Here is a 26,419-nt window from a genome sequence, read left to right on the forward strand (position 1 = left end):
ACTGCACTCGATTCTACTTTCATTGCATGAAGAAATTTGCGCTTCCACTGCTGGGACTGTCATTGATGAGCCAGCTGTCCGCGGCCCTAAACCCCGCGCCAACGAGCCACATAGAGCCGTCGGGCTCCCCCTCCCTGCAGGGGAGGGGGCTGGGGGGTGGGGCTCCGCTCTCCCAACGCATGGCCGACGCCTTCATCTCCTGGCACCCCGACTCCATCCTCATCGGCAGCCGTAAAACCACGCGCTGGGACTACGAGCAGGGGCTGATGCTGAAGGCCCTGGAGCGGGTGTGGAACCGCACGGGCGATGGCAAGTACTTCAGCTACATCAAGAAGGACCTCGACCTGTTTGTGCAGAAGGATGGCAGCATCCGCACCTACAAGCTCGACGACTACAACCTCGACAACCTCACCACGGGCCACGCCCTGCTGCTGCTGGCCCAGAGCTCGGTGCCCGAGGCCGACAAGTACGCCCGGGCCGCCACGCTGCTGCGCTCGCAGCTGGACAAGCAGCCGCGCACCAAGGCCGGGGGCTTCTGGCACAAGAAAATCTACCAGAACCAGATGTGGCTTGATGGGCTCTACATGGCCGAGCCCTTCTACGCCGAGTACAGCCAGGTATTCAACCAGCCGGCCGGGTTTGACGACGTGGCCAAGCAGTTTGCCCTGATTGAGCAAAACCTGCTGGACTCCAAAACCGGGCTGCTCTACCACGGCTACGACGAAAGCCGCGAGCAGCAGTGGGCCAACAAAACCACCGGTCAGAGCCCCAACTTCTGGGACCGCGGCATTGGCTGGTACAGCATGGCCCTGGTGGATGTGCTGGACTATATGCCGGCCGGCCACCCCCAGCGGGCGCAGCTGATTAAGAACGTGCAGCGCCTGGCGCCCGTGCTGGCCAAGTACCAGGATGCCAGAACCGGCACCTGGAGCCTGGTGATGAACCAGGAAGGCCGCCAGGGCAACTACGCCGAGGCGTCCGGCTCCAGCATGTTCGTGTACTTCCTGGCCAAGGGCGTGCGCCTGGGCTACCTCGACCAAAGCTTCGCCAAGGTGGCCAGAAAGGGCTACGATGGCCTGGTGAAATCCTTCGTAAGCACTGAGCAAGGCGGCGCCCTGGCTTTCAACGGCACGGTGAGCGTGGGCGGCCTGGGCGGCAAGCCCTACCGCGACGGCTCCTTTGAGTACTACCTCAGCGAGCCGCTGCGCAAAAACGACCTCAAGGGCGTGGGCCCCTTTATCCTGGCCAGCGTGGAGATGGAGATTGCCGCCGAAAACAGCCTGGGCCAGGGCAAAGCCGTGGGCCTGGACTACCACTTCAACCACGAGCTGCGCAAAAGCCCCCTCACCGGCGAGCAGGAGCAGTGGCACTACACCTGGGAAGACCGCAGCCACGGCGGCTTCTGGCTCTGGGGCAACCAGTTTCGGGAGCTGGGCGCCAAAACGGTGAGCCTGCCCGCCGCCCCCACGGCCGCCAGCCTCAAGCCGCTGAGCGTCTACATTATTGTCGACCCCGATACCCGCAAGGAAACGGCCAGTCCCAACTACATCAGCGATGCCGACAGCAAGGTGATTACCGACTGGGTGAAGGCGGGAGGAACCCTGGTGCTGCTGGCCAACGACACCGCCAACTGCGAAACCAGGCGCTTCAACGAGCTGGCCAGGAACTTCGGCGTGCGCTTCACCGACCAAAGCTCCCACATGGTGAAGGGCAGCCAGTTTGAGCAGGGGCTGGTGGACTTGTCCTCGGGTAAGGCCGTGTTTAAAAACGCCAAAAACGCCTACATCAAGGAGCTGTCGGTGCTGGAGGTGAAAGCCCCGGCCCAGCCCCTGGTCACCAGCGAGGGCAAGCTCATCATGGCCACGGCCAAGCTGGGCAAAGGCACGGTGTTCGTGCTCGGCGACCCCTGGCTGTACAACGAGTACGTGGATGGCCGCAAGATTCCGGCTTCGTTTGAAAACTTTCAGGCCGCCAAGGACTTGGCCGCCTGGCTGCTTGGCCAGGGCAAGTAAATGAGGAGCGGGCCCTTGCTGCGCCGCATCGCGGGCATTCTGCTGCTGCTGGGCCTGGGCTGCCTGGCGGCCCGGGCCCAGGGCCCGGTGTCGAAAGTGTGGGTGCCCGACCTGGGCAACGGCAGCTACAAAAACCCGGTGCTGTACGCCGACTACTCCGACCCCGATGTGGTGCGGGTGGGGCCGGACTACTACCTCACCTCGTCGAGCTTCAATGCCGTGCCGGGCCTGCAGATTCTGCACTCCCGCGACCTGGTGAACTGGACCATCATCGGCGCGGTATTCAGCCAGCAGCCACCGCTGGCCGACTTTCAGCAGCCCCAGCACGGCAACGGCGTGTGGGCCCCGGCTATTCGCTACCACAACAAGCAGTACTACATCTACTACCCCGACCCCGACCGGGGCATCTACGTGACGCGGGCCAAACACCCCGCCGGGCCCTGGGAAGCGCCCGTCCTCGTCAAGGAAGCCAGGGGCTGGATTGACCCCTGCCCGCTCTGGGACGATGACGGGCAGGCCTACCTGGTGCACGCCTTTGCCGGCAGCCGCGCCGGCTTCAAGAGCGTGCTGGCCCTGAGCCGCATGAGCCCCGACGGGCTGCGCCTTATCGGCGACGACGTCCTGATTTTCGACGGGCACGAAAAGCACCCCACCATCGAAGGACCGAAGTTTTACAAGCGCAAGGGCTACTACTACATCCTGGCGCCGGGTGGCGGCGTGGCCACCGGCTGGCAGGTGGCGCTGCGCTCGAACAACCCATTTGGGCCTTACGAAGACAAAATCGTGATGGCCCAGGGCAAAACGCCCGTCAACGGCCCGCACCAGGGTGCCTGGGTAGATACGCCCGACGGCAAGGAGCACTGGTTTCTGCACTTCCAGGACCAGGGGCCCTACGGCCGCGTGGTGCACCTGCAGCCCCTGCAATGGAAAAACGACTGGCCCGTCATCGGCAGCGACGCCGATGGGGATGGCACGGGCGAGCCGGTGCTGACCCACGCCAAGCCAGCCGTGAAAGGCCCGGTAACCCTGGCTACGCCCGCCACCTCCGACGAGTTTGAAGCCAACAGCCTGGGCTTGCAGTGGCAGTGGCACGCCAACCCCCAGGTGGGCTGGGCTTTTCCCAACGGCCCCCAGGGCTACCTGCGTCTCTACTCCGTGCCCCTGCCGGCCGACTTCAAAAACATGTGGCAGGTGCCCAACCTGCTGCTGCAAAAGCTGCCGGCCGCCCAGTTTACCGCCACCGCCAGGCTACGCTTCACGCCCCGCTTCGAAGGCGAGAAGACCGGCCTAATCATGATGGGGCTGGACTACGCCTACCTGGGCCTCAGCAGCCAGGGCGGCAAGCTGCTGCTGGCGCCCACCACCTGCACCAGCGCCGACAAGGGCAGCGCCGAAGCAAGCGGCGGCTCTGTAGAAATACCAGCCAAACAGCCCATTTACCTGCGCGTTTCCGTGAAAGAAGGTGCAAAGTGTCAGTTCAGCTACAGCCTGGACGGGCAGACATTCCAGCCCATAGGCAGCGAGTTTCAGGCCCGCGAAGGCAAGTGGATAGGCGCCAAGATGGGTTTGTTCTGCCTGCGCGCCGGCAAAACCAACGACGCCGGGAATGTGGACGTTGACTGGTTTCGGGTGGAGCCTTAGTTGTTAGTTGTCAGTTGTTAGTTGTCAGTTGTCAGTTGTCAGTTGTCAGTTGTCAGTTGTCAGTTGTCAGGATTGTTCTGAGGGCGAGCGAAGGAAGCGTGTCATTGCGAGCGCAGCGAAGCAATCCGTCCTGTCCAGGCGACCAGCCAATTGGAGTGATAAGGGGTATCATCGAGAGGCGGATACTTAACGCGTGCGTTTACCGGGCTTCTGGAAGCTAGAGGCCGGATTGCTTCGCTGCGCTCGCAATGACACGCTCCCTGGCCAAGCACACCAAGTATACCAAGCATACTATCAGAACAGTCCTGACAACTAACAACTAACAACTGACAACTGACAACTGACAACTAACAACTAACAACTGACAACTGACAACTGACAACTGACAACTAACAACTAACAACTAACAAAATGAAACCGCTGCTCCTCTTCTACCTGCTCCTGCTGCCCGCCCTCACCTTCGGGCAGGTGGGCCGGTTTGTGGTGGCCCAGGATGGCAGCGGCGACTTCCGCACCGTGCAGGAGGCCATCAACGCCGTGCCGGACTTCCGCAAGAACGTCACCACCATTTTTATCAAAAAAGGGACTTACAAGGAAAAGCTGGTGCTGGCCGGCAGCAAGACCCTGGTGAAGCTGGTAGGGGAAGACCTGCGCACTACCATCCTCACCTACGACGACTTCAACCAGAAGAAGAACATCTTCGGCGAAGACAAGGGCACTTCCGGCTCGGCCAGCTTTTACATCTTTGGCAGCGACTTCACGGCTGAGAACCTCACCTTTCAGAACAGCGCCGGGCCGGTGGGGCAGGCCGTGGCCGTGTGGGTAGCCGGCGACAAGGCCCGCTTCGTGAACTGCCGCTTCCTGGGCTTTCAGGATACGCTCTACACCTACGGTTACGGCAGCCGGCAATACTACAAAAGCTGCTACATCGAAGGCACCACCGACTTCATCTTCGGCTCCTCCACGGCCTTTTTCGAAGACTGTGAAATCTTCGCCAAGAAAGGCGGCTCCTTTATCACGGCGGCCTCTACGCCCGACACGGCCCGCTACGGCTACGTGTTCTACCGTTGCCGCCTCACCGGCGACGCGCCCGCGGCCTCCTACGCCCTGGGCCGCCCCTGGCGCCCCCACGCCAAAACCGTGTTTATCGCCTGCGAGCTGGGCGCCCACATCAGCCCCGCCGGCTGGGACCACTGGGGCAAGGAAAGCAACCAGAAAACCGCCTACTACGCCGAGTACCAAAACCGCGGCCCCGGCTTCCAGCCCAGGCAGCGCGTGCCCTGGAGCCAGCAGCTCACGGCAGAGGAAGCCGCGAAGTATAGCCGCGCGAAGGTGCTGCGCGACTGGGACCCGGCCTTGTAGGAGTTAAAAGTTAAAAGTGAGGATTTGAAAGGCATAACATCCTTTCAAATCCTCACTTTTATTAAAATCCCAGTATTGGCTCCCCTCCCTGTAGGAGAGGGGCCGGGGGTGGGGCTAAACCACCGTTTTCACCAGTCGCGACGAGTCGCGTACGTTCAGCCCCGTGGGCAGCTTGGTGGTGCTGGGCGGGCTGGCTTTGTGCTTGCGCTCAATCTGCTCGATGAGGCGCTCGGCGGCCAGCTCGCCGATTTCCTGGGCGGGCTGCGTTACGGTGCTCATGGGCGGGTTCAGCAGCTCGGCGGCGGGCAGGTTGGTGAAGCCGATAAGCGAGATGTCGTCGGGAATGGCGATGCCGCGGCGGTGCAGGGCGGTGAGGCAGCCCAGAGCCAGGCGGTCGCTGGCCGTGAAAAAGGCGTCGGGGCGGGGCGTCTGGGAGAGCAGGTCTTCTACCAGCTGGTCGGCCTCGTCGGGGCCGAATGTGCCGTAGCGCACCAGGTTTTCGTCGTAGGGCACGCCGTACTGCTCCAGGGCGGCGCGGTAACCGGCCAGGCGCTCCTGCGTGATGGACATGTAGGGCGGAATGGTGAGGTGGGCAATGCGCCGCCGCCCGGTTTGCAGCAGGTGGGAGGTGGCGGCGTAGGCCCCGCCGAAGTTGTCGGCCACTACCTGGGCCACGTTTAGCTCGTCGGCCACGCGGTCAAACAGCACCAGGGGCAGCCCCTGGGCCTGCAGGGCCTTGAGGTGAGACACGTCGGAGGTTTCGCTGGAAAGGGAAATCAGCAGGCCATCGACGCGGCGCGACACGGCCTGCTGGATGTTGGCCAGCTCCCGCTCGTACGACTCGTGGGTCTGGAAGATGATGACGTGGTAGCCGCGGTTGTAGGCAATGGCCTCGATGCCGTTGATGGCCTGGGAAAAGAAGTTGTTGGCAATCTGGGGTACTACCACGCCCAGGGCACGGCTGCTGCTGCCCTTCAAACTCAGGGCAATGGGGTTGGGACGGTAGTTGATGCGCTCGGCATAGTCCATCACCAGCCGCTTGGTTTCGGGGCTGATTTCGTAGCTGTCGCGCAGGGCCCGCGAAACAGTCGAGGTAGACAGGTTCAGTGCGCGGGCAATGTCCTTGATGGTGACGGGGTCCAAGCGGTTATCTTATTAAAGTACAATAATAGGTTTAAGCTGGGGGTGGCCGGGGTTCTCTGCAAATATGCCCGGTTTTCAGCTTGTTAAGCCAGTGGTAGACGGGTTTGTAGGAGTCGGTAACGTTCCCGGCAACGTTTGCGCAAAAAATATTTGTCCAAATCTTGCTTATGCCGGGGCCTTCGCGGAACCTTTAGCCAGCTCTTTCCACCACAAGAGTACCAAAAATCTAGCTAACTCCCCGCAAAGTGCCGTGCGGAGGCCCTGGGTTTTTCGCAGCCCGGGGACGCTTTTACGCCCGGGCAGGCTGCTACCACAGCGGTAGGGCCGCCCCATTGTCAGCGCATTATCTCATTTCATCGCTTGTATGACTACACCTTTTACTCTTTCGCCTGCTGCCCGCCGCCTCGCATTGCTGCTCCTGCCTTTGTTGCCCGCCGTGGCCCAGGCCCAGAGCGTAACCAGCTACACTTATGCCAGCAGCGGCAGCAGCGCCGCGGCCTACACCCTGCTGCAGCCCTCCTCCGCCGCTGCCACGCGCACGGCCGGTACCTTCGACGAAGGCTACTACAACAACCTGCCCATCGGCTTCTCCTTTGTGTTTGCGGGCACGGCCTACACCACGTTTTCGGCTTCCACCAACGGCTGGATGACCTTCGGCCAGGCCCTGGCCAATGCCATGCCGGCCAACAGCCTGAGTACCGGCACGGTGCGCCCCATCGTGGCCCCGCTCTGGGACGACATCAGCTTCGGCGATGTATCGATGCCGCCCGCCCCGGCTACCGACGGCAACCTGTACTACCAGACCAGCGGCACGGCCGGCAACCGCGTCTGCACCATTGAGTGGCGCAACGTGCGCTGGAGCCCGGCGGCCGCCGGCCCCGTATTCTCCTGCATGGTGCGCCTGTTTGAGGGCACCAACGTGGTGCAGTTCCAGTACCTGCAGGGCTCTACCAGCGCGGCTGGCTCCACCCGCAGCGCCTCCGTGGGCCTGGGCGGGCTCATGGCCGGCAACTTCATGTCGCTGTCGGACCTGAACCTGACGGCTACGGCCAGCACCACCACCGAAACCAGCAGCATTGCCAGCCGTGCCACCAGCGGCCGCATCTTCACCTTCACCCCCACCGGCGGCCTGGCCAGCCGTGCCGGCCGCGACCTGACGCCGCTGGAGCTGGCCCCCAACCCGGCCCAGACCCAAGTGAAGGTGCAGGGCCACGACGCCCGCCAGGCCGTGGAGCTGCTCGACGCCCAGGGCCGCCTGGTGCGCACCCTGCCCCTGGGCAGCAGCACCATTGCCCTGCAGGACCTGGCCCGCGGCCTGTACCTGGTACGCGCCGGGGCCCGCACCCAGCGGTTGGTGGTAGAGTAGAGTTGATATGAGCCAGCGGCTGGCCGGCAGTACTTTGTTCGTGAAGAATAAAGCTGCTGGTCAGCCACTGTGTTTTAATCTTTTACTAAGGTCCGTATGAAAAAAGTCTTACTCACGGCCTGCGTGGCCCTGCTGCTCGCAGGCGCGGCCCGGGCCCAGGCGCCCACGGTCAACTTCGCCCAGGTGGGCTACTCCACCCTGACCACCGGCACCACCGGCGGGGCCGGCGGCACGGCCGTGACGGTAAGCACCGGCTCGGCCCTGCAGGCGGCCATCAACGGCAACCGCAGCAACGCCCCGCTCACCATCTACATCAGCGGCACCATCACGCCGGCCAACTCGCCCGGGTTGAGCAAGATTGACGTGAAGGACCGCAACAACATCTCCATCATCGGGGTGGGTACCAGCGGGGAATTTCACGGCATCGGCATCAAAATCTGGCGGGCCCGCAACATCATCGTGCAGAACCTCAACATTCACCACGTGAACACCGGCGACAAGGACTGCATCTCCATCGAAGGCCCGTCGGACCACATCTGGATTGACCACTGCGAGCTGCACAATCAGTTCCAGGGCATCGACCAGGACTACTACGACGGCCTGCTCGACGCCAAGAACAACTGCGAGTACATCACCTACTCCTGGAACTACCTGCACGATGCCTGGAAGGCCAGCCTCTGCGGCTTCGAGGATACCGACAACTACGACCGCAAGATTACCTACCACCACAACCGCTTCGAGAACATCAACTCCCGCCTGCCGCTGTTCCGCTTCGGCAACGGACATGTGTTCAACAACTACTACAGCGGGGTGGTGTCGACGGCCGCCAACTCCCGCATGGGCGCCTGCCTTAAGATTGAGAACAACGCCTTCGTGAACACCCGCAACCCCTACGTAAGTGCCTACAGCACGCAGGACGGCTTCGGCGACATCGTGGGCAACCAGCTGGTGAACTCGCCCTTTGCGTACTCGGCCGATACTCGCGTGCTGCGCGCCTGCGCCGCCGTGATTCCTTACAGCTACGCCCAGGTACTCAACAATGCCGCCGACGTAGCCGCCGTGGTGATTCCCAATGCCGGCGTGGGCCACCTCGGCACGGTAACGGGCACGGCCCGGCCCCGGGAGTCGCAGAACTTCCGCGCCTACCCCAACCCCTCGCAGGGCGTAACCAGCTTCGACTTCGTGCTGCCGAAGGGCGGCAGCATCAGCATCGGCCTCTATAATATGGCGGGGGTGAAGGTGGCCGAGGTGCTGAACGAGCCGGCCCTCAGCGCCGGCCTGCACTCCACTACCTACACCAACCCCAGCCTGGCCGCCGGCCTCTACTTCTGCGTGGTGAAGACCGAGCAGGGCGTATACACCCACAAGCTGGTGCTGGAGTAAAACCTGCATCCAGCTTCCTTGTAAAAGCGGCCCGCCGAATCCGGTGGGCCGCTTTTTTTATGGTGTAGAGACGCAATATTTTGCGTCTCCGGGACTGCACCAGGGAGGACACTACAGACGCTGCGTCTTCTCATGCTCGTAGCTTAACCTTACGCCATGGTTCAACGACAAGACGTAACATGCCGTCTCTGAAGCATTCAAGCGACTCAGGAAGCCAAGTGGTTTAAGAATCCGGCGGTGCCCGGCATCAGGAATGTGCTGAGACGCACAGGCAGATTCTAGGTGCAGCCAGGTTATCGGAACAGCGCCGCGAAACACTGCGAGAAAACCGAACCGGAATTGTCCATAAAAAAACACCCCGGCTGGCAGGGCGCCAACCGGGGTGTTTCCTTCGCGAGTAGGGGCGCTTATTCCACCACCACGCGCTGGGTGAGGACGTCGGCACCGGCCTGCAGGCGCAGCACGTACACACCCGCGGCCAGGGCCTGGGTGTCGAACTCGCTGCTGGCACCGGCCGCCGTCAGGGCGATGGTGCGCGAGGCTACCACCTGGCCCAGGGCGTTGAGCAGGGTGGCCTGCACGTGCTGCTGGCCCGCTACCGGGGGCAGCAGCACCGCGAAGCGGCCCGCGGCCGGGTTGGGGTACACGCTCACCTTGCCGGCCAGCATGGCCGACTGGGCGGCCGTCACGCTGGCGCCGCGGAACACCAGGCTGAAGCGCGTGGTGCTGGTGCCGGCCAGGGTGAAAGCGTAGCGCGAGCCGGCGCTGAGCAGCAGCTGGGTGCCGGTCTGCGCGTCGCGCAGGTACACCGTGCCGGTGCCGAAGTTCGCCAGGGCAGCGGCTTCGAAGGCGAAGGCGCCGGCCTGGGGCGTGCGCAGGGCCAGGGGCACGATGACTTCCGTGCCGGCGAGCGGGGCCAGGCCGTTGATGGCCAGCTCGGCGGTGCCGGCCAGCGCGGCCAGGTTCAGGCCCGCGGGGTTGGCCAGCTTCACGGCGTCGGTGGCCGCGTCAACCGTGGCCGAAGCCGTGGCGTCGAAGTAGACGATGACGTCGTCGCTGAGGTTGGCGCCGCTGACCTGCAGCTGGAGCTGGGCGCGGGTGTCAGTGGTGCCGCGGCCAAAGGCGGGCTCGGCGGCGAAGCTGGTCACGCGGTTGGCGTTGGTCAGGTTCACGGCGCCGGGGGTGCCGGCAGCGCTCACCCGCACGAAGTAGCCCGCGCCGGCGTTGATGATGGGCGAGGTGCCCATGCCGTTCACGAAGGAGCGGTAGTTGCCTACGTAGCGGCCGGTGCTCTGGTACACGTACATGGCGGCGTCCATGCCGGGGCGCTGGGCGGCCGTTACCGTGCTCCAGTCCAGGGGCGCCGGGTAGGGGTTGCCCAGCAGGTGCCAGCCCGCGTCAGCATCAGTGCCGCGGCTCAGGCTGCCCGAGTTCTGGGTGCCGTTGTTGAAGGTGCCCACGAAGTCGATGGGCGTCGCCGTGGCGGGGGCATTCACGGTGTAGCCGCGGGTGGGCTGCATCACGTCGGTGAGAGCGCTGGGCGAGAACCAGCCCTTGTCGAAGCTGCTGTAGGTCGACGTGGCCGTGGCAATGCGGCTCTCATCGTAGCCAAACACGGTGGGGAAGGGCGTAACGAAGTTGGGCGTAGCCGAGCTGTTGTAGGCCGGGTTTACTACGGGCGTGAAGCCGGGCGTGCTCAGGTCGGCAAACGTGGTGCTCTGCACCGGCGAGCTGAGGTGGCGGTAGGCCGGGCCTGTTACGCTGTTGGTAATGGCGCGCTGCATGGTGCCGGTGCCGTTCACTACGCCGCCGGTGTTCACCAGCACGGCCGTGCCGCTGGGCGCGGAAAGCAGCACGAAGGCCTGGCCGTTGGTGTTCAGGTCGCCGTTCTGCAGGCGGGCCAGCTGGCTTACGCTCAGGGCCTGGCTCAGGGTCACGTCGCTGGCATTGTTCACCGTGATGCTGCGCACGGTGGCGGGCAGGCCGCTGCCGGTTACCTGGGCGCTGGAGCCGTTGTAGATGTAGTTGGCATCGGGGCTGAACGAGCGGCTGCCGCCCGTTTGCACCGCGCCCGAAGCGCCGCTGCCGCTGATGCCGCTGGCATCGCACACGCTCAGGGTGGCGCCGGAGGCCAGCACAAAGCTGCCGCTGCCGCCCAGGGGCTGGCAGGCCGTTACGAGGCTGCCGCCGCTCTGCACCGTCAGGGTGCCGGCTACGGTGGTGCTGCCCCCCAGGGTGGCCGTGCCCGTGCCGGTGATGGTCACGTTGTTGTAGTTGCCCGAGATAATCTGGGCCGAGCTCACGGTGATGTTGTTTACTGTGGTCACGATACCGGCGCCGGTGGCGAATACGTCGCGCAGCAGGGCGTAGCGCCCGCTGGTGCCGCTGGAGTTAACGCCGTAGTAGAAGCGCACGGTCAGGGTCTGGCCGGGCGTGATGGTGAGGCCGCTGGCGCCGTTCAGGGGCAGGCGGTAGCGCACGTTGTTGGTGGTGGTGGAGCTGGCGGTCGACTGCTGCGTCAGGGTGATGGGGCTGGCGAAGCTGGCCGCGCTCAGCTCCACCGAGTCCTGGGTGAAGCCGCTGCGCGAGTACGCCAGGGCCAGGCGGCCAGCGGCGGTGCCGTAGGTGGTGGAGTTAAACACCAGCGAGTCGATGCGGGCCGAGTAGCCGCTGGCGGCCGTCACGGTGAACTGAATGTAGTAGCCGCGGCTGGGGGCGCCGCCGCTGGTGCCGGTGCTGTTCCAGCCGCCGCCGGCCGCCGTGGGCGCGAAGGCATGGCCGAAGCGGGCCGTGAAGTCGTCGGGTGTGGTAACGTTGGAAGCCACCAGGCGGCGCAGCGAGGCCGAGCTGGCCGTGACGGCCACCGAGCGCAGGGCGGCGCTGTCGGCGGTGCTCACGCGCAGGGGCCAGTGCTGCAGGGGCAGCACCGGCGTGCTGAAGGTGCGGCTGATGACGCTGCTCTGCATGCCCGCGGCGGCGCAGTTGGCCTGCAGCGTTACGGTGTAGGTGGTGCCGGCCGTCAGGCCGGTAAGGTTTACCGGCGAGGCGGTAGGAGCGGGGCTGATGGTGGTGGCGCTGCCGCCCTGGGGCGTCAGGGTTACCACGTAGCTGCTGTTGCCGGAGCCGGCCGTGAAGCTGAGGCGGGCCGAGTTGTAGCTGATGGCACCCACGCTCACGCTGCTGGGGTCGTTGCAGGTAGGCATGGTGAAGGTAGCCTGGCCTTTGGCCATAACGTCGCGCAGCAGGGCGTAGCGGCCGGTGTTGCTGGTGCCCACGGCGTAGTACAGGCGCACGGTCAGCGTCTGGCCCGGCTGCAGGGTTACGCCGCTTACCCCGTTCAGGGCAAAGCGGTAGGTGTCGGCCGCCGTGAGGGCGGCACCGCTCACGGCCACGTTGCGCAGGCCGGTGAAGGCCGTAGTGAAGCCGCTGTTGGTGGTGGTGCTGGCCCCGGCGGGCAGCACCCAGCCGTTGGGCTCGCTGGACGTCGAGAAGCCGTTGGTGGAGTAGCGCACGGCCAGGCGGCCGCCGCTCGACTGCAGGATGCCGGTGGCGAAGGTGATGGAGTCGACGCGCACGGTGTAGGTGCTGGTGGCATTCACCGTGAACTCGGTGTAGAAGTTGCCGCTCAGGACTTGGGTGTTGCCCCAGCTGCCGCCGTCAGCGGTGGGGGCGAAGGCCTGGCCGGTGGCAGCGGCGTAAGCCGGGACCGTAGGCACGGTGGTGCCATTGGAAACCGCCAGGCCCTGCAGGGCCTGGGTAGAAGCCGACACGCCCGTGGCGCGGGTGCCCGCATCATCCGTGTTGTTGGCCGTGAGGGGCCACTCCTGCAGCAGGGGCGAGTTGGCTACCGGCGCCACGAAGGTGCGGGTGATGAGCGTGCCCACGCCGCCGTTGCCGCTGCAGTTGCTGCGTAGCGTCACGGTGTACTGGGTGCCGCTGCTCAGGCCGGTAAAGCTTACCGGCGACGCGGTGGGCGCGGGGGTAATCGTGGTGGTGGGGCCGCCCTGGGGCGTGATGGTAACCGTGTAGCTGGTGTTGAGGCTGCCTGCCGTGAAAACCAGGTCGGCCGAGGTGGCGGTGCGGTTGGCTATGCTTACGTTGGTGGGGTCGGCGCACACGGGGGGCGCAGGCGTAGTGAAGGTGTTGGTGATAACCGAGCCCGAGGCGCCGTTGCCGCTGCAGTTGCTGCGCAGCGTCACGGTATAGTCGGTGCTGGCCGACAGGCCCGTCAGGTTTACCGGCGAGGCGGTGGGAGCCGGGCTTACCGTCGTCGTGGAGGCCGGCGTGGCCGTGGGGTAATAAGTAACCGTGTAGCTGGTGTTGAGGGCGCCGGGCGTGAAGCTCAGCTGGGCCGACGTTGCGGTGATGTTGCTCACCGTGGCCCCCGTGGGGTCGGCGCAGGTAGCGCCGCTGGCCACGGCCGTGCCGTTGATGGACACGTTGCGCAGCATCACGTACTTGGCGGTGGTGGTGCCGGTGTTGGCGTTGTAGTACAGGCGGATGTACAGGGTCTGGCCCGTGTTCACGGCTACGCCCGTGGCGCCGTTCAGCTGAAATGAAAACGCGGTGGTGGCGGCGGCCGTGCCGCTGGTGCCGGTGCTGCTGCTCAGGCTGGGCAGGGCAACGGGGGCGCCGAAGCTGCCCGAGGTGCTGGTGGTGCCGCTGGGCAGGGTGGAGCCCGTCACTTCGCTGGGCGTAGCGAAGGTGGGGTCGGTGGAGTAAGACACGCCCAGGCGGCCATTGCTGGTGCCTAGGATGCCGGTATTCATGCTGATGCTGGTCACGTTCAGGTTGAAGCCCGAGGCGGCCGTAACGGCAAACTGCTCGTAGCGGGTGCGCACCGGCGTCAGCGAGGGGTTGGTCCAGCTGCCGTCGCTTACCGGCGACACCTGCTGCCCGCGCAGGGCCGTGTAGGGGTTGGTGGAGGCCAGCACCAGGTCGGCCAGCGTGGAGGGGCCGGCCGTGGCGCCGGCGGCTGTGGTGCCGGCGCTGTTATTGGCTTCCAGGGGCCAGGTAGCCAGGCTTTGGGCCGCGCTTTGGCTTACCAGCCCAACGCCGGCCAGGGCCGCCAGGGCCAGGGCCCGCAGGGTGGAACCAAGCGCGAGCCTTCGTCCGTTGCCGGAAGCTGTGCCGCGAAGTAGTGATTGTAGCATAAATTAAAAGAGGGTTTAGAGGGTGATGAAGAGAAATAGCAAAAGCCCGGGGCGGCAGTGCCGGACCCGGAGCGCAACATCCAGTGAAAGGAAGGGTAAGCCCGCGATTTACAGGGTGCTAAGGCCCTTAATTGCTTGCATTACTGTGAAGGTATGCTTGTGCAATGCCTTATAAGGAGCCGTTTTCAGGCTTTATTTATGCAATCGATGCCGGGAACGTTCTCATAGCGGGCTTTTCTGCGGGCGGCCGTCTCGCCGCGCTTGGCCTGCCGCCGGCCCCGCGCGCGGGCCCCACCGCCAGCACCTGGCCCCGCCCTGGGCCCGGCGCCGGGCGCTGCCCCTGCACCACCCGGTTGCTGCCGGACGTGGCAACGTTCCCGGCATCGATTGCGCAGAAAAAGGCACTGGAAGCTGCCGGTGCTGGCCGCTGGCAGTGGTAATATTAGAAAACGAAACCAGACGGGTACCCGCCACGGTTGTGGGCCCGGTACCGGTTGATGAGCTGATTTAACTTTTTTCTATGCACGTATCACGAACCCTGCAGCTTTCCCATCCCAAGCTTCGCACCGCGGGCCTGCTGACCGGCCTGCTGCTGGGAGCCGCGGGCACCCCCGCCGCCCAGGCCCAGCTGCTGGCCTTCCCCGGGGCCGAGGGCGCCGGCCGCTTCACCTCGGGCGGCCGCGGGCGCGGCACGGCCGGCACCACGGTGTTTGAGGTAACCAGCCTGGCCGACACCAACACGCCCGGCACCCTGCGCTACGCCTGCAGCCAGTCGGTGGCAGCCGTGCCGGCCCGCACCATTGTGTTTCGGGTGTGCGGCACCATTCGCCTCTCGTCCCGCCTCAACATTCCCCGCAACACCACCGTTGCCGGGCAGACGGCCCCCGGCGACGGCATCTGCATCGCCGACCGCCAGGTATCGGTGGGCGGCGACAACGTCATCATCCGCTTCATGCGCTTCCGCACCGGCGACCGGTACCCGCAAATCACCGGCATCGGCATGGTGAACGGCAACGGCGACGAGGACGCGCTCAATGCCATCGACAAGAAGAACGTCATCATCGACCACTGCACCATGAGTTGGTCGATGGACGAGGCCTTTACCGTGTACGGGGCGCAGTCGGACAGCACCACCCTGCAGTGGAACCTCATCAGCGAGCCGCTGAACTACTCCTACCACTTCGAGACGGGCGACACCGACTACCAGCGCCACGGCTACGGCGGCATCTGGGGCGGGCGCCGGGCCAGCTTCCACCACAACCTGTTTGCCCACTGCCTCAGCCGCACGCCGCGCTTCAACGGCACCCGCTACGGGGCCGCCGTGGGCTCGGAAAACTGCGACTTCCGCAACAACGTCATCTACAACTGGGGCATCAACAATGCCCACGCCGGCGAGGGCGGCAACTACAACATCGTCAACAACTACTACAAGTACGGGCCTAACACCAGCACCAGCAGCAGCGTGCGCTACCGCGTGTTCAACCCCTACCGCCAAAACACGGCCCCGGTGCTGCCCTTCCCCCAGCTATACATCGACGGCAACTACGTAGACGGCTCGGCCACCAACACGGCCCGCAACTGGCGCGGCGTTACCATGCAGGGCACCAGCCAGGCCGATACCGTGCTGTCGAAGGTGTCGACGCCGTTCAACATCGCCCCCGTCGCCACGCAGAGCGCCCTTGATGCCTACAACTCGGTGCTGCAGAACGTGGGCTGCGTGCTGCCCACCCGCGACGCCCTCGACCAGCGCATCCTTAACGACGTGCGCAACCGCACCGGCGCCATCATCGACGTGCAGGGCGGCTACCCGCACGGCACGCCCTACAGCCAGACGTCCGGCGCCTGGCCCACCCTCACCTGCGGCCCCGCCCCGGTCGACACCGACCACGACGGCATGCCCGACACCTGGGAGATGAGCATGGGCCTGGACTACAATAACCCCGGCGACCGCAACGACATCGCCCCCAATGGCTACACCAACCTCGAAAACTACCTCAACAGCCTGGTGGCTTCCGTGGTCACGTCCAGCCGCTCGGGGGCCGCGGTGGCCGAAAGCCTGCGCCTGTTTCCCAACCCCGCCAGCGAGCAGCTTACCCTGGGCCACCCCCAGGCCGGCAAAGCGGCCCGCATCACGGTCTACAACTTCGTCGGCCAGCAGGTAGCGGCTTTTGCCGCCAGCACCGGCGCCCAGGAAACCCAGCTCAACCTGGCCAGCCTGGCCAAGGGCAACTACCTGGTAGTGTACCGCGACGCCAACGTGCAGCTCAGCGCCAAGTGCATGCGCGAGTAGCGCCTAGGTTTTTCCTGCTGAAAAAGCCCCGACGAACAGTCGGGGCTTTTTTTATGCCCAGTGCCAAGGGCACCTGCCCTCTGCGCCTTCTGCGTAAGCTTCAGCGTCCTCTGTGGGCTAACTAATAAGTCGTTTAGCAGTAAAAGGATGTCCGTCGACAAGCAAATGCCTGCTCAGAGACTAACAACTAACAACTAACAACTAACAACTAACAACTGACAACTCACAACTCAGAATAGCATCGGGCAGGCCAACCGTTTTTAGCCCGCAGAGGACGCTGAAGCTTACGCAGAAGGCGCAGAAGCATACGGCACTCGTGAGTCCGGCCCGGGCACAAAAAAACGCCGCCGGAACAAGTCCGGCGGCGCCTTAGTGGGGGTGGAGAGGGAAGGGTTATTGCTTGATGATGCGGCCCGTTACGCGCTGCTCGGCATCGGCGTACTCTACCAGGTAGAGGCCGGCGGCCAGCTTGCTCAGGTCGACGGAGGTGCCGTTGCTGCCGGCCTGGGTGGGCAGGCTGGCTACTTTCTGGCCCGTGGTGGTGTACAGGCTTACGCGGGCATCAGCCTTGGCAGCGGGGTGGTTTACCAGTACACGCTCGGCGGCAGGGTTGGGGCTCAGGCTCAGGCCATTTTTCACCAGCAGGGCGCTGGCTGTGGCCGAAGCCGTGCCGCGGCCTTTGAGGATGACGTTGCGCAGCAGCACGTAGCGGCCCATGCTGGAGCTGCCCACGGCGAAGTGCAGGCGCACGGTCAGCGTCTGGCCGGCGTTGATGGTGACGCCGGTAGCTCCGTTCAGGATGAAGCGGTACTGGTCGGGCACCGAGCCCGTGCTGGGCATCTGGGGCAGGATGGCGCCGTTGTTGGCTACGTCGCCCGGGGTGCCGGTGGTGGGGTTTACGCCGAAGGTGCCGTTGCCGGCCGCCGGCAGCGGGCCGCCGGGTACCATGTTGGTGCTGTTGCTGATTTCCGGCCCGATGCCGCCCGTTACGCTGGCCGAGTCGGTGGTGTAGTTGCTGCGCGAGTACGTAACCGCCACCTTACCAGCCGCCGAGTTGAAGATGGAGGCGTTAAATAGTACGGAGTCGACCCGTACGGCCCCGCCCACGGCGGTGATGGTGAACTGCTCGTAGAAACGACGGCGGGGCGTGCTGCCCGTGCCGGGAGGCGTGGCGCTCGACGAGCTCCAGCCGCCGCCATCGGCCGCCGGTGCAAAGGCCTGGCCGTAGGTGGCCGAGTACGGCTGGAAGGCCATGTTGCCGGTGCCCGAGGGCAGCTGGCCGTTCGACAGCACGTAGCGGCGGAACACCGGCGTACCCGTAGTGATGTTAGCCGAGTTTACCGTGGAGTTGTTGTTAGCCGTGAGCGGCCAGACTGCGTTGGCAGCAGTTTGAGCCGAGGCGGGAGCCGCCAGCGCCAGGCCACCGGCCACGGCCAGGGCCTGCAGGGTGCGCGAGGAGAGTAAAGACTTTTTCATAAAAGCAGGGGTGATGAAGTTTAAACCAGAAATCCGGGCAGAACCGGACGAATTGCCATGCAATCTGCTATAGAATATGGGCAAATTGAAGCGTTTGAGCTACTTTATTTGCGCAAACGTTCCCGGCAACGTTGCCACGCCGGCCGGGGCCGCCTGGACCAGGAGTGCCTGGCCCCGGCGGGCTCTTTTTCTTGACTAGCAAGCCGCTAGCCCGTGTAAGCGCTGCCGCCTGCCCGGCCGCAGCCGCCCGCCGCAGGCCCGGCGCTTCTGGGAACGTTACCGGTAACGTTTGCATAAATAAACCCGGGCCAACGGGGATAAATCGGAGGCATAGCGCTCTAGCTTTCCCGCTGTGTTTCGATAGCGCCCTATCGCGGGGTGCGGCTTCTTCCCCCTCTTTTTTATGAAAAACCTTTACGCTAGCGCAGCGCGGCTGCTGCTGGGCTGTATGCTGCTGCTTTTCAGCGCGCAGCGGGCCGCCGCCACCCACGGCCAGGCCGGCCAGCTCACCTACGAGTCTCTCGGCAACAACCAGTACCGCGTCACGGTGGCCTTCTTCCGCGACTGCTCGGGCACGTCCATTCCGGGCTCACTCTCGCTTACGTGCCGGCCCAACGGCTGCTCCTCCTCGACGGGGGCTGTGACGGGCACGCTGCGGCCGGTGGGCATGTCCACCATTGGCAGCCCGTACTGCGGGGCCGCCCAGAGCAGCAATGTGTGCAGCTCCTCCAGCGCCCTGCCCAACTACGAAACCCGCCTCTACGACGGCACCGTGACCTTGCCCCCGGCCCAGGAGTGGGTGCTGAGCGTCACCATCGACGCCCGCCCCTTCACCACCACGCTGGTGAACTCCAACAACCAGAACCTGCGCATGGAGGCCACGCTCAACAACCTGATTACCCTGCCCGGCAACGTGCAGCAGCCCATCCTGAACAACTCCCCGCAGTTTACCAACACCAACCTGCCGGTGCCCTTCGTGTGCGTCAACCAGCAGTCGACCATCTCCTTCACGGCCACCGACGCCGACCGCCTCAACGGCGGCCGGGCCGACTCGCTGGTATACTCGCTGGAGCAGCCCCTGGCCGACTGCAACCGCGTGTCGGCCTACGTGCCCTACCCGGCGCCCTGCGCCCCGGCCACGCTGCCCGGCAGCTGCGCCGTGCAGTGCCCCCCGGCCCCGCTGGCCTACTCGGCCACGCTGCCCATCCTGGTGCGCCTGGATACCGTGGGCAGCTGCCCCAACCGCCGCCTGGTACCCAGCTTCTACTTCAACGCCCAGGCCGGCAGCTTCACCTTCACGCCTTCGCGCTTCGTGCCGGCCAACCTGGCCACCAACAACCAGATGGAAAACAAGTACGTGGTAGTGGGCAAGGTAACTGAGTACCGCCGCATCAACGGCGTGTACTACAAGGTGGGCTCGGTGCGCCGCGACTTCCTGGTTATCGTCATCGACTGCGCCAGCAACCAGGTGCCGGCCAGCCCGGTGAGCGTGGTGGTGGACCCGCTCAGTCAGGCCAGCGTGATTAACCGCCGCGACACCACCCTGATTACCATACCCACCTGCAGCTTCTCGCGGGTGCGCATCGCCTTCACCGACCCCAACCCCCAGGACCAGCTCACGGTATTCGTGCCCGCCAACGTGAACAGCACCCTGCTGCAGAACGGCGACATCGGCACCTTTGCCCTCGCCGGCAACGGCAGCACGGCCCCGGTGGGCACGTTTTACTTCCAGCCCCTGGCCAGCACGGCCGGCACCCAGGTGCTGCTCAACGTGCGCATCGAAGACAATGCCTGCCCCGTGAAAGGCACCCAGTACCGCACCATCATCATCAACGTGCGGCCCGGGCGGGCGGTGCAGGCGGCCCCGGCCATCGCCATGCCGGGCCTGGGCGGGGCCGCGGCCGCGGCCATCTGCCCCGGCGGCTCCCTCACCCTCAACGGCACCGTCAACCGGCCCGACTCGGTGCGCACCAGCACCGGCAGCGTGGTGGCGCAGTCGTACAGCTACCTGTGGACGGCCCCCAACAACAGCGGCCTGAACCCGGCCCAGGCCAACAGCCGCAGCATCACGGTGAACCCTGCCGTGACGACCCGCTACCTGCTGCGCGTAACGCCCGTGCTCAACCCCGGCGGGGGCTGCGGCAGCGACACCGTGTCGGTGCTGGTGCGCGTGGTGCCCCCGCCGCGCGCCCGGGCCACGGCCTCGCCGGTGGTGGCCTGCTCGGCCGCGAACGTCACCCTCAGCGGCAGCGCCAGCCGCCCGGATAACCTGACCGATCCCTACACCTACACCTGGACCGGCGCCGGCCTGCCCGCGGCCAGCACCGGGGCCACGGTGACGGCGCGCCCTACGGCTGCCGCCACGCGCTACTACCTCACCGTGACCGGCGCGGCGCCCTACGGCTGCCGCGACACCACTTCGGTGCTGGTGCGCCTGGCGCCTTCGCCCACCGCGGCCTTCCTCACGGATTCGAGCAGCTCCGGCGGCAGCCTCACGCGCCGGGTGGCGCCCATCACCTACACCTTCGTCAACCGCTCCAGCATTGGGGGAGGCTTCCGCCTCGACTCGGTGCGCTGGACCTACCAGCGCCTCAAAGACGGGCAGGGCCGCAGCGTGAGCGAGGCTGAGATTGTGTTCTCGCGCCAGGCCACGCCCGCCCCGCTGACCCTGGCCCTGGGCGGCGACTACCTGATTCGGCTTTACACCGGCACTACGGCCGGCGGCGCGGCCTGCCCGGCAGCCCAGGCCCGCTACCACGCCGTGGTTCCTGCTATTCAGACCCCCAACGTATTCACGCCCAACGGCGACCGCCTGAACGACACCTTCGTGGTGAGCGGCGAGCAGGTGGGCGGCAAGCTGCAGGTGTTTAACCGCTGGGGCCGCGTGGTGGCCGAATATGACAACTACCAGAACCAGTGGGCTGCCGACGGCCTGCCCAGCGGTACCTACTACTACAGCCTCACCGACCGCCAGGGCCAGACCCAGAAAGGCTGGGTGGAAGTGGCCCGGTAAGCCGGCCAGCTTAGAAGCGCATCCTACAGAAAAGCCACCCGTGCGGGTGGCTTTTCTTGGTTATGGGGCCAGAGCAGGAGCACCCCGTTTCGCGAGGGGCACGGTACTCAGCCTTGCATGTGCCCATCTGCCGGAAAGGATTGCGGGGAAAGTCGATTTATTGGTTAAGTACAATTTTTCAAGTAAAGCAGATTGGGCCGGGCTAAGCTATGAATTAGGCCTTGGTAAGTGATGGAAAGGGTAAATGGCATGCATCGGCCCGAAAAAGCAGGGGAATGGCATCGATGCCGGCATCGATTGCGGAAATAAAAATGCTAAAACCCTTGTTTTCGGCTGAGCGGGGTCGGAAGTTTAGAAAACACAATGCGGCAGCTTTATCAGCCCGCCCGTGTTGCTACCCTCTAAGATTACCAAAAGCCCATGGCTGCTTCTGCCTCCTTCTTTCCTGCCTCGTTCAGCCTTGCCGGGCAGCTGGCCCTCGTTACGGGGTGCAGCCGCGGCATTGGGCAGGCCATGGCCGTGGGGCTGGCCGAAGCCGGGGCCGACATCATCGGCGTATCGGCTTCGCTGCCGGCCGACGGCGGCGAAACCGGCCGCCTGGTGCGGGCTGCCGGCCGTAGCTTCCGGGCGTATCAGGTCAACTTCGGCCAGCGGGCCCAGGTAGACGCCTTCGCTGCCCAGGTGCTGGCCGACCATCCCCGCATCGACATCCTGATTAACAACGCCGGCACCATCCGCCGGGCCCCGGCTGCCGAGCACTCCGACGCCGACTGGGACGAAGTGCTGACCATTAACCTCGACGCGCCCTTCCGCCTGGCCCGCGCCATTGGCGGGCAGATGCTGCAGCAGGGGCGGGGCAAAATCATTTTTACGGCCTCGCTGCTCACCTTCCAGGGCGGCATCACGGTGCCGGGCTACGCGGCCAGCAAGGGCGCCATCGGCAGCCTGGTGAAAGCCCTGGCCAACGAGTGGGCCGGCCGCGGCGTGAACGTTAATGCCATTGCCCCGGGTTACATCGCCACCGACAACACCGAAGCCCTGCGCCAGGACGCCGACCGCTCGGCCAGCATCCTGGGCCGCATCCCGGCCGGGCGCTGGGGCCAGCCCGACGACTTCAAAGGCCCCACGGTTTTTCTGGCCTCCGCGGCCGCCGACTACGTGCACGGCACCATTCTCACCGTCGACGGCGGCTGGATGGGAAGGTAAAATCAGTTAACAGTTATCAATGAGCAATGAACAGTGTTGTTCAACGCCTTTTTACATAACTGTTAACTGCTCACTGATAAATGTTAACTGAAAAGAATGACTACCCGCTTCGCCATCAGCCCCCGCGAAACCGCTGCCATGAGCACGGACGAGCTGCGGGCGCACTTCCTGATTGAAACCCTGTTTGTGCCTGGCGAAATCACGCTCACCTACACCCACTACGACCGCATGATAGTGGGCGGGGCCATGCCCGCCGGTACCGCCTTGGAGCTGCCCTGCCCGGAAAGCCTCAAGGCCACGCACTTTCTGGAGCGCCGCGAGCTGGGCGTTCTTAACGTGGGCGGCGCCGGCCGCGTGACGGTAGGCGAGGAAAGCTACGAGCTGGGCCGCCAGGACTGCCTCTACGTAGGCATGGGCGCCGGCCCGGTGCGCTTCGAAAGCGCCGATGCCGGCCAGCCGGCCAAGTTCTACCTGCTGTCGGCGCCGGCTCACCACGCCTACCCTACGCAGCGCCGCACCCAGGCCGAGGCCACGCCCGTGGAAATGGGCGCCCTGGAAACCGCCAACCAGCGCACCATCTACAAGTACATCTACAACGAAGGCATTCAGAGCTGCCAGCTGGTGATGGGCCTCACCACCCTGAAGCCCGGCAACGTGTGGAACACCATGCCCAGCCACACCCACGACCGCCGCATGGAGGCCTACCTCTACTTCGACCTGACCCCCGGCCAGCGCGTGCTGCACCTGATGGGCGAGCCCAGCCAAACCCGCCCGCTGTGGGTGAGCGAAGGGCAGGCCATTCTCTCGCCGCCCTGGTCCATTCACACCGGCTGCGGCACCGGCAGCTACAGCTTCATCTGGGGCATGGCCGGCGAAAACCGCGAATACACCGACATGGACGCCGTGCCGCTGGAGGCGCTTCGTTAGGTATTAGGTCTTAGGGACTTAGGTTTTAGGTGAGTTTTATCCCGCTGACGACTACTAAAGCCTAACCCCTAACCTAAAGCCCAAGCCCTTAAAACCTACTTCCCAAGCCCTAATACCTAAGCCCTAAGTCCCTAAGACCTAACTCTTATGAAAAAACAGTTTCTCATGCTTTGGCTGCTGCTGTGCTGCAGCGTGGGCCTGGCCGTCGCTCAGAGCCGGCAGGTGACGGGCGTAGTGAAGTCGGCGGAGGGCGAGACCCTGCCCGGCGTAACGGTGCTGGTGAAAGGCACCACCAACGGCGCCACCACCGGCATGAACGGCGACTTCGCCATTACCCTGCCCCAGGCCGGCAACGCCACGCTGGTATTCAGCTACATCGGCTTTGCTACCAAGGAAGTGGCCGTGGGCAGCCAGACCAGCCTTAAGGTGACCCTGGCCAGCGACTCCAAGCAGCTCGACGACGTGGTGGTGATTGGCTACCAGGAAGTGCAGCGCCGCGACGTAACCGGCTCGGTGGCTTCGGTGAGTGCCAAGCAAATCAAGGACATCCCGGTGAACTCGGCCGCCGAAGCGCTGTCGGGCCGCCTGGCCGGCGTGCAGGTAACGGCCTCCGAGGGCCAGCCCGGGGCCGACGTCCGCATTCGGGTGCGGGGCGGCAGCTCCATCACCCAGGACAACTCCCCGCTGTATGTAGTGGACGGCGTGCAGGTCGAGAATGCCCTGTCGGTGCTCTCGCCCCAGGACATTGCCTCGGTCGACGTGCTGAAAGACGCTTCGGCCACGGCCATCTACGGTGCCCGCGGCGCCAACGGCGTGGTCATCATCACCACCAAGAATGGTCTCGAAGGCCGCACCGTGGTAACCTACACCGGCTTCGCCGGCTTCCGCCGCATCACCAAGAAGCTGGGCGTGCTGCAGTCGGCCGACTACGTGGACTACGCCTACGAAAAGGCCCGCATCTCGGGCGGCACGGCGTTCAGCGGCTTTAAGAACCGCTTTGGCAGCAACACCTTCCGCGACACCCGCAACTACAGCCAGATGGCCGGCTACGACACGCTGGGCCTGGCCCGCAACTCGGAGTTTATCGACTGGCAGGAAAAGGCCTTTGGCCGCGACGCCTTCCAGCAAACCCACAACCTCTCCATCTCGGGCGGCTCCAAGGGCACTACCTACGCCCTGAGCCTGACGCGCAACAACGAGGAGGGCATTCAGCTCAACTCCGGCTTTGTGCGCAACCTGCTCAACTTCCGTTTCGACCACAAGGCCACCGACAAGTTCCGCATCGGCTTCACCGCCCGCCTCACCGACCAGACCATCAGCGGCGCGGGCACCTCCAACCAGGGCTCGGGCTCCACCACCAACACCCGCCTGCGCAACACGCTGGTGTACCAGCCCATCGTGACGGCCAACCAGGCCGCGGCCGGCGGCGCCATCGACGAGATTCCCGACGACGACTTCTTCCAGAACTCCAACAGCCTGGCCAACCCCGTGCTGACGCTCAACAACGAGTTCCGCGACGACAAGCGCCAGGTGTTCAACCTCAGCGGCACGGCCAGCTACAGCTTCACCAAGAACCTGAGCTTCCGCACCACCCTGGGCTTCGACAACAACAGCACGCGCCTGGAGGCTTTCTTCGCCCGCTACTCGCCGGCCGTGAAGCCCCTGAGCGACCTGCCCTACGTCATTGTCAACAACGGCCAGGCCATCTCCATTAACAACTCCAACGTGCTGAGCTACTCGCTCAAGCGCAGCAAGCATGCCATCGACGCGGTGCTGGGCCAGGAAACCTACCAGCGCAAGGCCACGTTCCTGAACACCACCAGCCTGTACCTGCCCAAAGGGGTGACGTTTGAGCAGGCCGTGGACAACATCGGGCAGCGCGACCCCGGCGCACCCGGCACGCCCCAGCCCGCTCCCCAGACCGGCATCTCCGAAAATGCGCGCCTGCTCTCGGGCTTCGGCCGCCTCAACTACAGCTTCGACAACAAGTACCTGTTCACGGCCACCATGCGGGCCGACGGCTCGTCCAAGTTCAAGGGCAAAAACCAGTGGGGCTTTTTCCCGGCGGCCTCGGTGGCCTGGCGCTTCTCGCAGGAGCAGTTCATGGAGAGCTACAACGCCATTGTGAGCGAAGGCAAGCTGCGCCTGAGCTACGGCCTGTCGGGCAACAACCGCATTGCCGACTTCCTCTACGACCCGCTCTTCGGCACCGGCACCACCCTGAGCAGCTTCCCGGTGAATACCTACTACGCCCTGAACGACATCCCGGTGCCGGGCATCGCGCCCATCTCCCTGGCCAACCCCAACCTGAAGTGGGAAAGCACGGCCTCCACCAACCTGGGCCTGGACCTGGGCCTGTTCAGCAACCGCGTGCAGTTTACCCTGGATGCCTACTACAACCGCACCTACGACCTGCTGCTGAACCAGGCCATTCCGGCCACCACCGGCTACCAGACCCAGCTCATCAACATCGGCGCCACTTCCAACCGCGGCCTGGAGCTGCAGCTCAGCGGCACGGTGCTGCAGACGCCCGACTTCAACTGGACGGCCAACACCAACGTGGCCTTCAACCGCAACCGCGTGGAAGACCTGGGCGGCATCAACGCCCTGCCCATTCAGTACTCGGGCTGGGCCAGCACGGCCATCAGCGGCGACTACTACGTGGCCGTGGGCCAGCCCGTGGGCCTGATGTACGGCTACGTGACCGACGGCTTCTACACCGCCGACGACTTTGAAGGCTACAGCGGCGGCCGCTGGCGCCTGAAAAGCGGCGTGGTAAGCAACCGCGCCCTCACCGGCTTCAGCACCACCGAGGTGACGCCCGGCACCATCAAGCTCAAGGACCTCAACGGCGACGGCGTGGTGGACACCAACGACCGCCAGGTGATTGGCAACGCCAACCCCAAGTTTACCGGCGGCCTGAACCAGCAGTTTTCCTACAAAGGCTTCGACGCCAGCATATTCCTCAACTGGGTGGTAGGCAACGATATCTACAACGCCAACAAGATTGAGCTGACGTCTTACCTGGCCAACTCCCACCTGGCCAACGGCCTCGACGACATGAAGGGCCGCTACCGCCAGATTGACGAGAACGGTGCCCTGATTACCGACCTCGAAACCTCGCGCCGCCTGAACCAGAACGCCACCATCTGGACGCCCACCCGCACCCTGTTTGTGCACTCCTGGGCCATTGAGGACGGCTCCTTCCTGCGCGTCAACAACGTGACCCTTGGCTACACCCTGCCCAAGTCCATCACGCAGTACGCCCGGATGCAGTCGGCCCGCTTCTACGTGACGCTCAACAACCTGCACACCTTCACCCGCTACAGCGGCTACGACCCCGAGGTGAACTCCCGCCGCGGCTCACCCCTGACGCCCGGCGTGGACTACGCCGCCTACCCGCGCAGCCGCGCCTTCCTTTTCGGCCTGAACCTGACCTTCTAATTC

13 protein-coding genes are annotated in these 26,419 nt (G+C 64.8%); 10 read left to right on the top strand and 3 right to left on the bottom strand.

Features of this window, described 5'->3' with window-relative positions; translation table 11 throughout:
* Window positions 1-179 precede the first annotated feature (179 nt).
* The 3 genes from ABD919_RS06975 (at window position 180) to ABD919_RS06985 (ending at window position 5,015) form a co-directional block, all read left to right on the top strand.
* Window positions 180-2,012 carry a glycoside hydrolase family 88 protein gene (locus tag ABD919_RS06975; protein WP_345235087.1) on the top strand — a complete coding sequence of 611 codons (1,833 nt, stop codon included), beginning with the start codon at window positions 180-182 and terminating at the stop codon, window positions 2,010-2,012.
* A complete protein-coding gene (locus tag ABD919_RS06980; protein WP_345235089.1) occupies window positions 2,013-3,653 on the top strand; it encodes a glycoside hydrolase family 43 protein in 1,641 nt (546 codons plus the stop codon).
* 411 nt (window positions 3,654-4,064) lie between these two features.
* Window positions 4,065-5,015: a pectinesterase family protein gene (locus ABD919_RS06985; protein ID WP_345235091.1), complete on the top strand. Its 951-nt coding sequence runs from the start codon at window positions 4,065-4,067 to the stop codon at window positions 5,013-5,015.
* Window positions 5,016-5,129: 114 nt separating this feature from the next.
* On the opposite strand, the gene ABD919_RS06990 is transcribed toward ABD919_RS06985, so the two are convergent.
* A complete protein-coding gene (locus ABD919_RS06990) occupies window positions 5,130-6,158 on the bottom strand; it encodes a LacI family DNA-binding transcriptional regulator (protein ID WP_345235093.1) in 1,029 nt (342 codons plus the stop codon).
* 364 nt (window positions 6,159-6,522) lie between these two features.
* On the opposite strand from ABD919_RS06990, the gene ABD919_RS06995 reads away from it, so the two are divergent.
* Window positions 6,523-7,524, top strand: coding sequence for a T9SS type A sorting domain-containing protein (locus ABD919_RS06995; protein WP_345235095.1), 1,002 nt, complete (start codon window positions 6,523-6,525; stop codon window positions 7,522-7,524).
* Between the two features lie 96 nt (window positions 7,525-7,620).
* Window positions 7,621-8,907, top strand: a complete 1,287-nt coding sequence (locus tag ABD919_RS07000; RefSeq protein WP_345235097.1) for a pectate lyase family protein — start codon at window positions 7,621-7,623, stop codon at window positions 8,905-8,907.
* 407 nt (window positions 8,908-9,314) lie between these two features.
* On the opposite strand, the gene ABD919_RS07005 is transcribed toward ABD919_RS07000, so the two are convergent.
* Window positions 9,315-14,060: a beta strand repeat-containing protein gene (locus ABD919_RS07005; RefSeq protein ID WP_345235099.1), complete on the bottom strand. Its 4,746-nt coding sequence runs from the start codon at window positions 14,058-14,060 to the stop codon at window positions 9,315-9,317.
* Window positions 14,061-14,580: 520 nt separating this feature from the next.
* On the opposite strand from ABD919_RS07005, the gene ABD919_RS07010 reads away from it, so the two are divergent.
* Window positions 14,581-16,350 (top strand): T9SS type A sorting domain-containing protein, encoded by a 1,770-nt coding sequence (locus ABD919_RS07010; RefSeq protein WP_345235101.1) that lies wholly within the window; start codon window positions 14,581-14,583, stop codon window positions 16,348-16,350.
* Between the two features lie 393 nt (window positions 16,351-16,743).
* On the opposite strand, the gene ABD919_RS07015 is transcribed toward ABD919_RS07010, so the two are convergent.
* Window positions 16,744-17,826: a T9SS type A sorting domain-containing protein gene (locus tag ABD919_RS07015; RefSeq protein WP_345235103.1), complete on the bottom strand. Its 1,083-nt coding sequence runs from the start codon at window positions 17,824-17,826 to the stop codon at window positions 16,744-16,746.
* 403 nt (window positions 17,827-18,229) lie between these two features.
* Here ABD919_RS07015 and ABD919_RS07020 point away from each other — a divergent pair, with 403 nt between their 5' ends.
* The 4 genes from ABD919_RS07020 to ABD919_RS07035 all read left to right on the top strand — a co-directional run bounded on the left by ABD919_RS07020 (window position 18,230) and on the right by ABD919_RS07035 (window position 26,416).
* On the top strand, window positions 18,230-20,839 hold the full coding sequence (locus ABD919_RS07020) for a T9SS type B sorting domain-containing protein (protein WP_345235105.1): 2,610 nt from the start codon (window positions 18,230-18,232) through the stop codon (window positions 20,837-20,839).
* 420 nt (window positions 20,840-21,259) lie between these two features.
* Window positions 21,260-22,045 carry an SDR family NAD(P)-dependent oxidoreductase gene (locus tag ABD919_RS07025; protein ID WP_345235107.1) on the top strand — a complete coding sequence of 262 codons (786 nt, stop codon included), beginning with the start codon at window positions 21,260-21,262 and terminating at the stop codon, window positions 22,043-22,045.
* A 96-nt stretch (window positions 22,046-22,141) separates the two neighbouring features.
* Entirely contained in the window at window positions 22,142-22,972 is an 831-nt protein-coding gene (kduI, locus tag ABD919_RS07030) for a 5-dehydro-4-deoxy-D-glucuronate isomerase (protein WP_345235109.1), read from the top strand.
* A gap of 147 nt (window positions 22,973-23,119) precedes the next feature.
* On the top strand, window positions 23,120-26,416 hold the full coding sequence (locus tag ABD919_RS07035; protein WP_345235111.1) for a SusC/RagA family TonB-linked outer membrane protein: 3,297 nt from the start codon (window positions 23,120-23,122) through the stop codon (window positions 26,414-26,416).
* Window positions 26,417-26,419 lie beyond the last annotated feature (3 nt).

The organism is Hymenobacter saemangeumensis, assembly GCF_039541835.1.
GTDB lineage: Bacteria > Bacteroidota > Bacteroidia > Cytophagales > Hymenobacteraceae > Hymenobacter > Hymenobacter saemangeumensis.